This is a genomic window from Klebsiella electrica (assembly GCF_006711645.1).
In the GTDB taxonomy this organism is placed as follows: domain Bacteria; phylum Pseudomonadota; class Gammaproteobacteria; order Enterobacterales; family Enterobacteriaceae; genus Klebsiella; species Klebsiella electrica.
Genome location: NZ_CP041247.1, coordinates 3,350,127 through 3,364,510 on the forward strand (window position 1 = coordinate 3,350,127; position 14,384 = coordinate 3,364,510).

Here is a 14,384-nt window from a genome sequence, read left to right on the forward strand (position 1 = left end):
CTACTGTTGAAGCAACAATACTGTCACGAGCGATACCGCGCTCAGGAGCAAGCAATGAACGAACTGGTGCAAATACTAAAAAATACACGCCAGCATCTCATGACCGGCGTCTCACATATGATCCCCTTTGTGGTCTCCGGGGGGATCCTGCTCGCCGTCTCGGTCATGCTGTACGGCAAGGGCGCCGTGCCCGATGGCGCGACGGATCCCAACCTGAAAAAACTGTTTGATATTGGCGTCGCCGGACTGACCCTGATGGTGCCTTTTCTGGCGGCCTATATCGGCTACTCCATTTCTGACCGCGCGGCGCTGGCGCCCTGCGCCATTGGTGCGTGGGTCGGCAACAGTTTTGGCGCCGGTTTTTTCGGTGCCCTGATCGCCGGGATGATCGGCGGTCTGGTGGTTTACTACCTGAAGAAAATCCCCGTCCACAAAGTACTGCGCTCCGTGATGCCCATTTTTGTGATCCCCATTATCGGCACCTTTATTACGGCCGGGATCATGATGTGGGGGCTGGGAGAGCCTGTCGGCGCGCTCACCGCCAGTCTGACGACCTGGCTGCAAAGCATGCGCGAGGGCAGCATCGTGCTCCTCGCCATCATTATGGGGCTGATGCTGGCCTTCGACATGGGTGGCCCGGTCAATAAAGTGGCCTACGCCTTCATGCTGATCTGCGTCTCCCAGGGCGTGTATACCGTGGTGGCTATCGCTGCCGTCGGGATCGCGGTGCCGCCGCTGGGCATGGGTCTGGCGACGCTGATCGGTCGCAAATATTTCACACCGGAGGAGCGAGAAACGGGCAAGGCCGCCCTGGTCATGGGCTGCGTTGGCATATCGGAAGGCGCCATCCCCTTCGCGGCCGCCGACCCGCTGCGCGTTATCCCGTCGATCATGATTGGCGCCGCCAGCGGTTGCGTGACGACCGCTCTGCTCGGCGTTCAATGCTACGCCGGCTGGGGTGGACTGATTGTCCTGCCGGTGGTTCAGGGTAAAGGCGGGTTCATCATCGGCCTGCTGGTCGGGGCATTTGTCTGCGCCGCCTGCGTCATCGTGCTTAAAGCTCTCACGAAGAAGAAAGCGCCAGAAGCCAAAGCCAATGACGAACTGGATCTTGATTTCGAAATTAACTGAAACGTCAGAAGGAGTCGTTTATGACCAGCATTATCGCCGTTACCGCCTGCCCGTCCGGAGTCGCACACACTTACATGGCAGCGGAGTCGCTGGAGAGTGCCGCCAGAGCCAAAGGCTGGCAGGTCAAGGTGGAGACCCAGGGCTCCATCGGCATTGAGAATGAGCTGTCGGCAGACGATGTCGCCAGCGCCGATATCGTGATTCTGACCAAAGATATCGGCATCAAGTGTGAAGAGCGTTTTGCCGGTAAAACCATCGTTCGCGTCAATATCAGCGATGCCGTGAAGCGGGCTGACGCCATTATGAACAAAATCGACAGTCATCTTTCGCAGAAAGCCTGAATACCATCGCGCGCGGCGATGCGGCGCGCGACTCAACGCCTTGCTCCACGAGCGTCATGGTGACCGGCAGTCCGTGCGCAAACCGCGTCGCGAATTGCCTCAACCCGCACGTGGAGAAAGGCGTTCATATGGAGTTTGTCATGACCAATCGTACCCAACGCTTAATCGCGAGCCTGTTCGCTCACCCTCGGGAAATATCGCTCGAACGCGCCCTGCTCTATACCGAAAGCCACCAACGCACCGAGGGTGAGCCGACGATGATTCGTCGGGCGAAGGCCACCGCCTGGATCCTTGACCATGTACAGATTTCGATTCGCGATGACGAACTGATCGCCGGCAACCGGACAATCAAACCGCGCGCCGGCATCGTCTCGCCCGAGATGGACCCCTACTGGTTGCTTAACGAGCTGGATCGGTTCCCCACTCGGCCACAGGATCGCTTCGCCATCAGCGACGAAGACAAGCGCATCTACCGCGAAGCCCTGTTCCCGTACTGGGAAAAACGCTCGATGAAAGATGTCATTAACGCTCAGATGACCGATGAGGTAAAAGCGGCGGTGCGCACGCAGATTTTCAGCGTCAACCAGACCGACAAGGGCCAGGGGCACATCATTATTGACTATCCGCGTCTGCTGAATAAAGGACTGGCGGCGCTGGCGGCGGAAATGGAAAACCTGGCCCGGCAGCATCCGGAGAACGATTTTTATCGGGCGGTGGTGATTTTACTGGCGGCCTCACAGCGCCACATTTTGCGTTACGCCACCCTCGCCGCTGAGATGGCCCGCCGCTGCGACGATCCGCAGCGACGCGAGGAGCTGGAGACGATTGCCGCCCATTCGCGCCATAACGCCGGGCATCGCCCGGAAAATTTCTGGCAGGCCTGTCAGCTGTTCTGGTACATGAACATCATTTTGCAGTACGAGTCCAACGCCAGTTCTATTTCGCTTGGCCGTTTTGACCAGTATATGCTGCCGTTTTATCAGGCGTCGTTAACCCGCGGCGAGGATCCCGCGTTTCTGAAAACGCTGCTGGAATCGCTGTGGGTCAAGTGCAACGATATCGTCCTGCTGCGCTCATCCAGCAGCGCCCGCTACTTTGCCGGCTTCCCGACGGGCTACACCGCCTTGCTCGGCGGCCTGAGCGAGACCGGGCGCAGCGCGGTAAACGTGCTCTCCTTTCTTGCGCTGGATGCCTACCAGAACGTCCGTCTGCCGCAGCCCAATCTCGGGGTGCGCGTCAACGAACTGACTGACCGCCCGTTCCTGCACAAAACGGCGGAAACGATCCGCCTCGGCACCGGGATCCCGCAAATTTTCAACGACGAAGTGGTGATTCCGGCCTTTCTCAATCGCGGCGTCTCGCTGGAGGATGCGCGGGATTATGCCGTCGTCGGCTGCGTCGAGCTCTCTATCCCCGGGCGCACCTACGGGCTGCACGATATTGCGATGTTCAACCTGCTGAAGGTGATGGAGATCGTGATGCTGGAGAATGAAGGTAATCCCGATATCAGCTGGGACGGGCTGATTCAGCAGATCCGCGAGAAAACCCGCTACTACATCAAGCTGATGGTCGAAGGCAGCAACATTTGCGACCTCGGCCACCGGAATCAGGCACCGGTTCCCCTGCTCTCCTCGTTTATTCAGGACTGCGCGCTGCATGGCAAGGACATCACCGAAGGCGGCGCACGCTACAACTTTTCCGGCGTTCAGGGAATAGGTATCGCCAATCTCAGCGACTCCCTGCATGCGCTCAAGGGGATGGTCTTCGACCAGCAGCGCATGAGCTATGACGAGCTGATTCAGGTCCTTAAGGCGAATTTCCAGACGCCGGAAGGCGAGCAAATCCGCGCCCGCCTGGTTCATCGCTTTGAAAAATATGGCAACGATATTGACGAGGTGGACAATATCAGCGCCGACCTGCTGCGCTTTTACTGTAAAGAGGTGGAGCAGTATCGCAACCCGCGCGGCGGCCATTTCACCCCCGGTTCGTACACTGTCTCAGCGCACGTTCCGCTCGGCTCGGTGGTTGGCGCGACCCCGGACGGTCGCCTGGCCGGTGAGCAGCTAGCCGATGGCGGGCTGTCGCCGATGGTCGGCCAGGATTCACAGGGGCCAACGGCGGTCCTGAAATCGGTCAGCAAGCTGGATAACTACCTGCTCTCCAACGGTACACTGCTCAACGTTAAGTTCACCCCGGCGACCCTGAGCGGAGCGAGCGGGCTCAATAAGCTGGCCGATTTCTTACAGGCTTTCACCCGTCTGAAGCTTCAGCATATCCAGTTTAACGTGGTCAACGCGCAGACGCTGCGGGAAGCGCAGCAGCGCCCTCAGGATTTCGCCGGTCTGGTGGTACGCGTCGCGGGCTACAGCGCCTTCTTTGTGGAGTTATCGAAGGAGATCCAGGATGACATTATCCACCGCACCACGCATCAACTGTGACGTTATCGAGACGCGCGCCGACCGGGCGCGCATTTTCAATCTCCAGCGCTACTCGTTGAACGATGGCCGGGGGATCAGAACCATCGTCTTTTTTAAAGGCTGCCCGCACACCTGTCCGTGGTGCGCCAACCCGGAATCCCTCTCGCCCAAAATTGAAACCGTGCGTCGGGAAAGCCGCTGCCTCCACTGCGCGCGCTGCCAGCAGGACGTCGAAGAGTGCCCTTCCGGCGCATGGGAGCAGATTGGCCGCGATGTTACTCAGGAAGCGTTGCTCAAAGAGGTCCTGAAAGATGAGGTTTTTTTTCGCGCCTCAGGCGGCGGCGTGACGCTATCGGGCGGAGAGGTGCTCATGCAGGCCGGGTTTGCCACCCGCTTCTTACGCACCTTGCGCCAGTGGGGGATCCACACGGCGATAGAAACGGCGGGCGACGCCACCTTCAGCCGCATTTATCCTCTTGCCCAGGCGTGCGACGAAGTGCTGTTTGATCTGAAAATCATCGATCCCGGGCAGGCGAGAAAACTGCTTGCCATGGATCTCCCTCGGGTGCTGGAAAATTTCCGCCGGCTGGTGGAAAATGGCGTTCACGTCATCCCCAGGGTGCCGCTCATTCCTGGCTTTACCCTGTGTGAAAAGAACTTCAGCCAGATTCTCTCCTTCCTGGCACCGTTTGCGCTGCCTGACATTCATCTGCTGCCGTTTCATCAATATGGCGAGCCGAAATACTCGCTGCTCGGCAAGCGATGGGCGATGGCAACGGTCGAGGCGCCATCGGCAGCAGAAATTAACCGATTCACTATCATGGCTGAACAAGCTGGTTTTCGCGTAACTGTCGGCGGCTAATGCCCGGAGGATGCTATGGATCTCAAGATCGTTGCGGTTACGGCCTGCGTGAGCGGTGTGGCCCATACCTATATGGCGGCGGAACGTTTACAAAAAGTCGGCCACCATGAAAAGTGGCAGATCAAAATCGAAACCCAGGGGGCGCTGGGGATTGAGAATAAAATCACCCCTGACGATATTGCCCGGGCCGATGTCGTGCTGCTGGTCACGGATATTGAAATCGACGACGCAAAGCGCTTTTGCGGCCACCGCACGATTAAAACCAGCATCAAAACGTTTTTACTCCAGCCGCAGCATATCGCTGAAGCGGTAAAAAGCATCATGAAAAAACCGATCGTCTATTTAGATATCCCCTGAGAATTAAGTGGGCTATTCCACTCCCAGGGGCGAGAACCGCTAGCCTCAGCCGCTTTGTCGCCCGAACAGCGTCGCAGCGCCATCGGGGTGACAATTGATGTCGGGCCGACAATCTGTGCCGGACCGTAACCCGGCAATGGGGTTATCCCGCCGCCCGGGAACCTTTCCCCGGTGGCGCTGCGCTTACCGGGGCTACTTGATACCGGGTGACTTGATACCAGGCCGACAATTGATGCCGGATGTAGCCCGGGCAAGGGGTTATCCCGCCGCCCGGGAACTTCCCCGGTGGCGCTGCGCTTACCGGGGCTACTTGATACCGGGCAACTTGATACCAGGCCGACAATTGATGCCGGATGTAGCCCGGGCAAGGGATGTATCCCGCAGCCCGGGAACCTTTCCCCGGTGGCGCTGCGCTTACCGGGGCTACTCGATATGGGTGACTTGATACCGGACCGACAATTGATGCCGGATGTAGCCCGGGCAATGGGGTTATCCCGCCGCCCGGGAACCTTTCCCCGGTGGCGCTGCGCTTACCGGGGCTACTCGATATGGGCAACTTGATACCATGCCGACAATTGATGCCGGGTGACTTGATACCGGGACGACAAGTTTCTGGCGCCAGGGAAGTTACTCCACATCCAGCAGCCATTTTTGCGCCGGCGTCAGGCGGCTGGCTGTTTCCGGCTTTAACCAGCGCCGCTGGTCCTGCTGCGCATTGTCCTGACGGTCGATGTATAAACCGTGCAGCACCCGTCTTCTGCTGCCGGTGGTATTACAGGTTCCGCCGTGCCAGGTATGTGCGTTATAAATCATCACGCTTCCCGCCGGGGCGGCAAATACCACCTCCTCCGGGTGCGGCAGTTCCGGGTCGCTCAGGACCTCTTCGGGCAGCTCCGGACGTAGATGCGTGCCGGGAATAATTCGCGGAGCGCCATTCTCAGCGCTTAAATCATCGATCGCCCAAATGGTATTCACCAGATGCACTTTGGGAAAATCGGGACGCGGTTTTTTCCAGTCGGCGTGTAGCGGCTGGTGGCCGCCGTTAACCAGCGCCTCGCGCGCATTCAGACTGGACACTTTAAAGTCGCCCTGAAAAATATAGCGGCAGGCCGACAGCACCAGCGGATGAGACCACACCTTCTCCCAAATCACCCCTTTATTCACCAGATTGGCAATCCGCGTTGCAGTCGCCTCCTGATGGTGTTCCATGGCCAGGTTGTCCCCTTCGCTCTCGACAAGCACGTCGATGAGCTCGCGCATCGCCGCCAGCCACGCCGGGTCGGCCAGATGATGCACCACGGTGTAGCCAAGCGTATCCAGCTCCAGTTTCATTTTATCGGATAAGGCGATGTTGGCGCCAAGGGCATCCAGATAGACAGCAGATTGATGTTCCATATTTTTTTCCTTAACCTTTCGATAACACGAAATAAACTCTAATCGTCGGCCAGGGGAAATACATGAGGCGATTCCTACGAAAAACTGGACATCCGTACGCGGGGAGACAAAGTGTGATGTTCATCAAACTCTGAGCTGCAGACGGCCGCAGGTCGGCTCTGCGCGTTCAATCAGGCTATCTAAAAGAGATCTGCGGGTATGAAATAGATTATATTCAACGGGATAATAGTTCGCTCTCGGGGTGAAGGATGATTGAAGATCTGCCGGATATTTTAAATCGTCTGATCAATCAGAAAGACAGGCTGCGGGTCAGGTTCCCGGAACCGGATATTTCGCTCCCGGAACTGGCCTATCAGGTCGCATTTCCACGTCTGGAAATTGTGCTGGAGGGGGAGCTTCGGGAGAACGGCTTACCCTTGTCCGATATGCGGCTGGTAACATCGCAAGTGCTTTATGTACCGGCGGGAAAATGGACCTGTCCGCAGTGGACCGGTCCGGCATCGACCTTAAGTATTTTATTCGGCAGGCAAAAACTGGGGTTTTGCATCCAGCGCTGGGACGGCAAACAGCTGCGAACGGAGAAGCAAAGCGTCGCCCGCCTGGGGCCGCGCGTAGGCTCTTATCTGCTGCTGGCGCTGAACGAAATATGTCTGCAGCCAGACCCGGTCACCGCCCGGCTTGTGGTGTCGGCGCTGCTGAGTCACTGCCTTGAACAGCTGGTCGGACTGGAGATGCGGGTCAGCCGCAGCCGCGATCTGTTTATGGCGGTACAGGATTATCTGGAGGAGAATCTCAGCCAGCCATTAACCCGCGAATCGGTGGCGAAACGTTTTCATATCACGCCAAACTACCTGTCGCACATTTTTCAGAAATCAGGTTCCGTCGGCTTTAACGAATACCTGACCCGCGTGCGGCTGGAGCAGGCCAAAAAACTGCTGCGGGGCTACGATTTAAAAGTCAAAGAGATTGCCCACAACTGCGGTTTTGTCGACAGCAACTATTTTTGCCGGGTGTTTAAACGCTACACCGAACGCTCGCCTTCCGAATATCGCCGCCACTGCCGCAGCGCGCAGCAGGGATAGCGGCCTCAGGATGCGGCCCACTCCACGCGTCCACGGCCGTTATGTTTAGCCTGGTAGAGCGCCTCATCCACCTTCTTAATAAACACATCCTGCGGTTCATCTTTTTCACGCATGCCGACGCCAATGCTTACCGACAGCGGATAATCGCGATTAATCAGAATCGAGCGGACATTCTCCAGAATCGACTGCGCCAGCTCGCGCACCTCTTCGGCCGACATCCCGTCAACAATAATGGCGAACTCTTCGCCACCAATCCGGGACGGCAGAATTTTATCGCTGGTTAATTTTGCCAGCTGTTTACCCAAGGCGAAAAGCACCTCATCGCCCACCAGATGGCCGTAGGTATCATTGATCTTCTTGAAAAAATCGATGTCCAGAATCATCAGCGCCAGCTGGTGGCCCTGTTTTTCCCGGATGGTATCAATGAAAAAGCGCCGGTTAGGCAGTTGGGTCAGCTCGTCTTTTAACGATTGAGAACGCGCGTCGACATACAGCACGTTAATACGCTCGATAATTTTGTAGATGCCGATGGTCGTCATCAGCATGCCGGAGAGGCGGAGCAGATCTTCGCAGTAATAGCCCATCCATCTCGGCTGGACAAATATTTCGTCCATGAAATCAAAGGTGCCGCCGGCTATCCAGAGCAGCAGTCCGTTGCGCACCCAGTTCACCGCGACATGGCTCATTCTGACCTTTGCCGAAATCCATAGCATAAACACCAGGAACAATAGGGCTAACAGATCAATATACAGCCCGGCGTTGGTGAAGATGAGGTCCCATGAAGCTAAGGGTTTTGAAATCACAACGCACAATGTGGAAACGGCGATAATCACCAGCAATGCGGGGAAAAGGTTCATCCAGGAACGGGAGGACTGCGCATTTATATTAATATTCTTTTCTGAATTCAGCATCGGCACGTCTCTCGTCTGCAGCAAATCTTTTCACAAGGTAACATAACGACCAGGGAATTTTCAGCGAGTAAAAATGATAATTATCTGAGGGTTAAGGGTATCATCGATGCTTGACAAGAAGAACAGACTGACCCCGCGGAATTATTCCAACTGACTACCAATCCATGGCGACGGGGTCAGTGCCGCGGATGGTATAGAGTTCATCATCCGCACATTTATCATTTCGTGCTATTTTCGGGTAAAAATCCCCCTTCGCTGCCGCCGCTCGCCGGCCTTCAGCGCGGCGCCTGCGCGGAGGATACCGCTCATACGCCGGTCGGGACGACTTAAGCCTTTTCGGCCAGCGCCTGCGTCGCGCGGCGAAATGCCGCAATAGCCAATGCCACATCGTCGACGGTAACGGACTCGGCGGGATGGTGGCTGATGCCGCCTTTGCAGCGCACAAACAACATGCCTACCGGCCAACGTTCGGCGATGGCGATCGCATCATGCCCGGCGCCGCTCGGCAGGGACAGCGAGCGCCCCTGAACCTCGTTGACGGCTTGCGTCAACACCGTCTGCAACCGCCGATCGCAGGCGGTTGCGGCGATGTGATAGAACGTTTCGGCGGCAAAGTGCAGATGGCGACGGGCGGCTATCGTCTGCGCGGCGTCCAGCAGCGTGGTGAGCAGCGCATCAAGCGTGCCATCCTGCGGGCCACGAATATCCAGAGTCAGCGCCACCTCGCCGGGAATGACGTTAACCGCACCCGGGGCGCAGCGCAGCGTCCCCACCGTAGCCACCAGGTCTCCCCCGTGCTGCCGGGTGGTCGCCTCAATGAGCACCATCCATTCGGCGGCGGCGGCCAGCGCATCCCGACGCTGGCTCATCGGCACCGTTCCGGCATGGCCCGCTTCGCCGGTAAAGCGGCAGTTCAGGCGGCGGGCACCGTTGATCGCCTCCACCACCCCGAGCGCCAGCTCCGCTTGTTCAAGACGCGGCCCCTGCTCGATGTGCAGCTCCAGATAGCCGGCGATATCCGCCGTCGGGCGCGCCGCCAGGCTGACTCGCGCAGGGTCAAGCCCGGCCTGCACCATCGCCTGCGCTACGCTTATCCCTTGCGCATCGGTCTGCGTCAGCCAGCTCTCCGGCCAGCTTCCCGTCAGGCCACGGCTGCCCAGCAACGTAATCCCGAAACGGGTCCCCTCCTCATCGCAGAAACCGACAATCTCTATCGCTTTCGCCAGACGACGCCCCTGCTGATGCAGGTTTTCCACCACATCAATCGCCGTGAGCACCCCCAGCATGCCGTCATAGCGCCCGGCATTGCGTACCGTATCCAGATGAGACCCCAGCAGAATGGCCGGCGCCCCCTCCTGTTCGCCTTCATAACGCCCGCAAATGTTGCCGACGCTATCCTGCCAGACGGTCATGCCCGCCTGCGTCATCCAGCGCGCCACCTGCTGATTGGCCTGCAAATGCTGCGGCGACAGATACACCCGGGTCAGTCCTTCGGCCGTTTCGCTGATCGCAGCCAGCGCATCGGCGCGGGCCATCACCCGCTCCGCGGCCGCCATCATCTCCGCCTGCTGGCGTGCTGATTGATTCATCGCGCACTCTCGCTGTCATAGTGATCCCACGCCGCCTGCATCGCCGCCCCCTGGGTGGTAGAGAATTTCAGGTAATTCAGTACCGACTCCAGAGCGCTGAGCGTGGTCAGCACGCAATCTTTCCGCGCGTTATAGCCCATAGTGCCGATGCGCCACACTTTGCCATGCAGCGGGCCAAAGGAGGTGCCAATCTCAATACCAAAATCTTCCAGCATCAGCTTGCGGACCTGGTCACCGTTGACGCCCTGCGGAATCACGACGCCGAGCACGTTGTTCATCTTATGTTTCAGGTCGCCGAAGGTCTCCAGCCCCATCGCCTGAATGCCTTTGAGCAGCGCATCGCCATGCAGCTTGTGCCGGGCAATCCCCTGATCCAGCCCCTCCTGCAGAATCAGGCGCGCGCATTCGCGGGCGCCGAACAGCGCCGATGTGGCTTCGGTGTGGTGATTCAGGCGTTCCGGCCCCCAGTAGTCCATCACCATACCGAGGTCGAAGTAGTTGGAGTAAACCATCTCATCCACGCCATCAAGATGGGCGTCGGTACGGATCCCCTCCTCCACGCATTTGCGGCGGCGAATCACCGCCTCCATGCGCGCGCTGAGGGTAATCGGCGAGGTGCCAGACGGGCCGCCGAGGCATTTCTGCATCCCCGCCGATACCGCATCCAGCCCCCAGGCATCGGTCTCCAGGGGGTTACCGGCCAGCGAGGCGGTCGCGTCGGTGTAAAACAGCACCTCGTGACGACGGCAGATATCACCCAGCTCCGCCAGCGGCTGGAGCATAGTGGTCGAGGTATCGCCCTGCACCGTCAGCAGCAGGCGCGGGCGCACGCGTTTGATGGCGTCTTCCACCTGGTCGGGGGTGAAGACTTCGCCCCACGGGACCTCAATGGTGTGAACCTCGGCGCGACAGCGGCGGGCGATTTCGCACAGCAGATGGCCGAAACGGCCGAATACCGGCACCAGCACCTTATCGCCGGGACGAATAGCCGACACCAGAATCGCTTCGATTCCCGCGCGCGAGGTGCCGTCCACCAGCATCGTCCAGCGGTTTTCGGTACGGAACACCCCGCGGTACAGCGCCATGACCTCATTCATATAGTGGGTCATCGCCGGATCGTACTGACCAATCAGCTGGCTCGACATGGCGCGCAGCACGCGCGGGTCGGCGTTAATCGGCCCCGGCCCCATCAGCAGGCGCGGCGGCGGGTTGAGTTGCGAAAATTGAGCGATATCCATTTTAGAATCCTTTGATTAATTCAGGCCGCGAACGGAGGAGATAAACTGCTTCAGTTCATTGGTCTGCGGGTTGGCAAACAGCGTTTTACTGTCGCCCTGTTCCCAGACCCGTCCCTGATGCATAAACACCACCCGATCGCCCACTTCACGGGCAAAATTCATTTCATGGGTGACGAGAATCAGCGTCATACCCTCGGCGGCCAGTTGCTCAAGCACCTTGAGCACTTCACCCACCAGTTCAGGATCCAACGCCGAGGTAATCTCGTCACACAGTAACACCTTTGGCGACATCGCCAGCGCGCGGGCAATCGCCACCCGCTGCTGCTGGCCACCGGAGAGACTGGAAGGATAATAGTCCAGCCGATCGCCAAGACCGACCTTCTCCAGCATTCGCTGCGCCAGCTCACGACATTCGGCGGCGCTTTTTTTCAGCACCCGTCGCGGCGCCAGCATCACGTTTTCCAGCGCGGTCATGTGCGGAAACAGGTTAAAGTTCTGGAACACCATCCCGACGGAACGGCTGATCTCGCGGGCCTGCGAATCGCGGTCGGTGATGGTCATGCCCCCCAGTTTGATGCTGCCATCCTGATAACCTTCCAGCCCGTTGATGCAGCGCAGCAGCGTGCTTTTCCCCGAGCCGCTACGGCCAATAATCGAAATCACCTCGCCCATCTCGATGTCCAGATCGACACCTTTCAGCACGTGGTTGTCGCCGTAGTACTTCTGCATCTGATTAATGGTGATGAGAGGCATTGAATTTATTCTCCAGATAGCGGCTGTAGCGGGACAGCGGGTAACACAGAATGAAGTAGCCCAGCGCCACCAGCGCAAAGACTTTAAATGGCTGATAGGTGACGTTGGTCAGCATCGTGCCGGCTTTGGTCAGCTCGACGAAGCCGATAATCGACGCCAGCGCGGTGCCTTTCACCACCTGCACCGCGAACCCCACGGTGGGCGCAATGGCGATACGCAGCGCCTGCGGCGCAATGACGCGAAACAGCGTCTGGGCGAAATTCAGCCCCAGGCAACGCGATGCTTCCCACTGCCCTTTCGGCAACGCACGGATGCTGCCGAACCAGATATCGAGTAAAAAGGCGCTGGTGTAGAAGGTCAGCGCCATCGACGCGGCGGTCCACGGCGAAACATCGATGCCGAACAGCGCCACGCCGAAGAAAGCCAGAAACAGCTGCATCAGCAGCGGCGTCCCCTGAAACAGTTCGATATAACCGCGGATCAGGCGCTTGACCTGGCGTCCGCCGGTCAGGCGCAGCAGCAGCAGCGGCAACGTCACCAGCGCGCCGCCGAGAAACGCCACCAGCGACAGCAGTACCGTCCAGCGTCCGGCCAGCAGCAGATTGCGAATAATGTCCCAGTCAGTAAAGGTGGCCATCATGCCTGCACCCCCAGCCATTTCCGCCCTGCCGCCATCAGCAGCTGACGCATTGTTATCGACAGCGCTAAGTAGATCCCCGTCGTCACCAGATAGACCTCAAAGCTCAGAAACGTCCGCGACTGGATCAGGTTGGCGGCAAAGGTCAGCTCTTCATAAGAGACCTGAGAAACCACCGACGATCCCAGCATCACGATAATGCACTGACTGACCAGCGCCGGGTAAATCCGCTGTAGCGCAGGCGGCAACACCACCCGGATAAAAGTCTGCGTGCGGCTCAGCCCCAGCACGCGTCCGGCCTCCCACTGGCCTTTTGGCGTCACCTGGATCCCGGCGCGGACTATCTCGGTACTGTAGGCGCCCAGGTTGACCACCATCGCCAGCAGCGCGGCTTCGCCCGCCGTCATCTTGAGCCCGAGGTTAGGCAGCCCAAAGACGATAAAAAACAGCTGGACCACGAACGGCGTGTTGCGGATAAGCTCCACATAACCGCCCCAAATCCGACTGAACCACGATGGCCGCCCGCTGCGAATGGCGGCGCCGAAAATACCGATAGCCAGACCGCCGACCGTTGCCATAACCGTTAGCTGAATGGTCACCCACAGCCCGGCCAGCAGCTCCGGCCAGTGCGGCCAGAGCGCAGAAAAATGAAGTTGTTCCGTCATTCACTGACCTTATGCGGCAAAGTCGGCGGGCAGCGGCGCTTTCAGCCACTTCTCAGACAGCCCGTTCAGAGTGCCGTCTTTCAGTCCCTGCTCAATCAGCGCATCCACTTTGGCTTTCAGCGCCGGTTCATTCTTTTTCAGACCAATCACGCACGGCGAATCTTTCAGCATAAAGCTCGGCACCGGCGCTTTCGCCGGATTCTGGCGGGCGATCGCCGCCACCACCAGGTTCCCGGTCGCCACGTACTGCACCTGGCCGGAGAGGTACGCCGACAGCGTGGTGTTGTTGTCTTCGTAGCGTTTAATCTGCGCCTCTTTCGGCGCGATACCGGTCAGCACCATATCTTCCACCGCACCGCGAGTCACGCCGATGGTTTTGCCGCTCAGCGCCGCCGCCTCTTTGACCTCCGCCCCTTTCGGGCCAAACACGCCGAGGAAGAACGGCGCATAGGCGCGGCTGAAATCAATCACCTTCTCGCGCTCGGCGTTCTTGCCGAGGCTGGAGATAACCAGGTCAACTTTATCGGTTTGCAGATAAGGCACCCGGTTGGCGCTGGTCACCGGTACCAGCTGCAGTTTGAGCTTCATCTGACTGGCAAGATAACGCGCCATATCGATGTCATAACCCTGCGGCTGGAGATCGGTTCCCACTGAACCGAACGGCGGAAAATCCTGCGGCACCGCGATGCGAATCACGCCGCGCTTTTCGATATCCTGCAACTGGTCGGCTTTTGCCGCTGTGATTTGCGTGAACAGACAAGCGGCTCCGGCCAGAGCGATCAGCAGTTTTTTCATGATGTTTACCCGTTACGTTAGTATGAAACAAAAGATTCTTTAAATAAACTTCTGCAACTAATGTGCCAGACACAAAAAATGCGAGGGTCATCAAGAAAAGTGCAAGAAAAGAGAGGGGAAACAGGATATAGCGGAGAATAGTGGGAAAACGGCGCTCATTTCCCCACTATTTTATTGCACCAAAACAGAGCAAAGCACCAGCCTGAGGCCC

At 58.4% G+C, this 14,384-nt stretch carries 14 protein-coding genes; 6 read left to right on the forward strand and 8 right to left on the reverse strand.

Features of this window, described 5'->3' with window-relative positions:
* Positions 1–54 precede the first annotated feature (54 nt).
* The 5 genes from Electrica_RS16115 to Electrica_RS16135 all read left to right on the forward strand — a co-directional run bounded on the left by Electrica_RS16115 (position 55) and on the right by Electrica_RS16135 (position 5,108).
* On the forward strand, positions 55–1,131 hold the full coding sequence (locus Electrica_RS16115; protein WP_100685737.1) for a PTS fructose transporter subunit EIIC: 1,077 nt from the start codon (positions 55–57) through the stop codon (positions 1,129–1,131).
* Between the two features lie 20 nt (positions 1,132–1,151).
* On the forward strand, positions 1,152–1,472 hold the full coding sequence (locus Electrica_RS16120; protein ID WP_100685738.1) for a PTS fructose-like transporter subunit IIB: 321 nt from the start codon (positions 1,152–1,154) through the stop codon (positions 1,470–1,472).
* 140 nt (positions 1,473–1,612) lie between these two features.
* The gene (locus Electrica_RS16125) at positions 1,613–3,910 is read left to right on the forward strand and encodes a formate C-acetyltransferase (protein WP_131048418.1); all 2,298 of its coding nucleotides are present in this window, start codon (positions 1,613–1,615) and stop codon (positions 3,908–3,910) included.
* The gene (locus tag Electrica_RS16130; RefSeq protein WP_141964952.1) at positions 3,876–4,751 is read left to right on the forward strand and encodes a [formate-C-acetyltransferase]-activating enzyme; all 876 of its coding nucleotides are present in this window, start codon (positions 3,876–3,878) and stop codon (positions 4,749–4,751) included. The genes Electrica_RS16125 and Electrica_RS16130 overlap by 35 nt, the downstream gene beginning before the upstream one ends.
* Positions 4,752–4,766: 15 nt before the next feature.
* Positions 4,767–5,108, forward strand: a complete 342-nt coding sequence (locus tag Electrica_RS16135) for a PTS fructose-like transporter subunit IIB (protein WP_131048416.1) — start codon at positions 4,767–4,769, stop codon at positions 5,106–5,108.
* Between the two features lie 627 nt (positions 5,109–5,735).
* Here the strand turns inward: Electrica_RS16135 and Electrica_RS16140 are convergent.
* A complete protein-coding gene (locus Electrica_RS16140) occupies positions 5,736–6,503 on the reverse strand; it encodes a phytanoyl-CoA dioxygenase family protein (RefSeq protein ID WP_131048415.1) in 768 nt (255 codons plus the stop codon).
* A 248-nt stretch (positions 6,504–6,751) separates the two neighbouring features.
* Between Electrica_RS16140 and Electrica_RS16145 the strand changes: the two genes are divergently transcribed.
* Entirely contained in the window at positions 6,752–7,585 is an 834-nt protein-coding gene (locus tag Electrica_RS16145) for a helix-turn-helix transcriptional regulator (protein ID WP_131048414.1), read from the forward strand.
* A 5-nt stretch (positions 7,586–7,590) separates the two neighbouring features.
* Here Electrica_RS16145 and Electrica_RS16150 read toward each other — a convergent pair whose 3' ends face one another.
* From Electrica_RS16150 to Electrica_RS16180, 7 genes are all read right to left on the reverse strand, one after another.
* Positions 7,591–8,496 (reverse strand): GGDEF domain-containing protein, encoded by a 906-nt coding sequence (locus Electrica_RS16150; protein ID WP_131048413.1) that lies wholly within the window; start codon positions 8,494–8,496, stop codon positions 7,591–7,593.
* Between the two features lie 326 nt (positions 8,497–8,822).
* Complete coding sequence (gene hpxK / locus Electrica_RS16155; protein ID WP_141964953.1) at positions 8,823–10,085, reverse strand: allantoate amidohydrolase; 1,263 nt, start codon at positions 10,083–10,085, stop codon at positions 8,823–8,825.
* Positions 10,082–11,323 carry a pyridoxal-phosphate-dependent aminotransferase family protein gene (locus Electrica_RS16160; RefSeq protein ID WP_131048411.1) on the reverse strand — a complete coding sequence of 414 codons (1,242 nt, stop codon included), beginning with the start codon at positions 11,321–11,323 and terminating at the stop codon, positions 10,082–10,084. The genes hpxK and Electrica_RS16160 overlap by 4 nt, the downstream gene beginning before the upstream one ends.
* 15 nt (positions 11,324–11,338) lie before the next feature.
* Positions 11,339–12,076 carry an amino acid ABC transporter ATP-binding protein gene (locus tag Electrica_RS16165; RefSeq protein ID WP_004860340.1) on the reverse strand — a complete coding sequence of 246 codons (738 nt, stop codon included), beginning with the start codon at positions 12,074–12,076 and terminating at the stop codon, positions 11,339–11,341.
* On the reverse strand, positions 12,057–12,713 hold the full coding sequence (locus tag Electrica_RS16170) for an amino acid ABC transporter permease (RefSeq protein ID WP_160704063.1): 657 nt from the start codon (positions 12,711–12,713) through the stop codon (positions 12,057–12,059). Before Electrica_RS16170 ends, Electrica_RS16165 begins: the two co-directional genes overlap by 20 nt.
* Positions 12,713–13,378, reverse strand: coding sequence for an amino acid ABC transporter permease (locus tag Electrica_RS16175; protein WP_100684972.1), 666 nt, complete (start codon positions 13,376–13,378; stop codon positions 12,713–12,715). The genes Electrica_RS16170 and Electrica_RS16175 overlap by 1 nt, the downstream gene beginning before the upstream one ends.
* A 9-nt stretch (positions 13,379–13,387) precedes the next feature.
* Positions 13,388–14,173, reverse strand: a complete 786-nt coding sequence (locus Electrica_RS16180) for a transporter substrate-binding domain-containing protein (RefSeq protein WP_100684973.1) — start codon at positions 14,171–14,173, stop codon at positions 13,388–13,390.
* Positions 14,174–14,384: the final 211 nt, after the last annotated feature.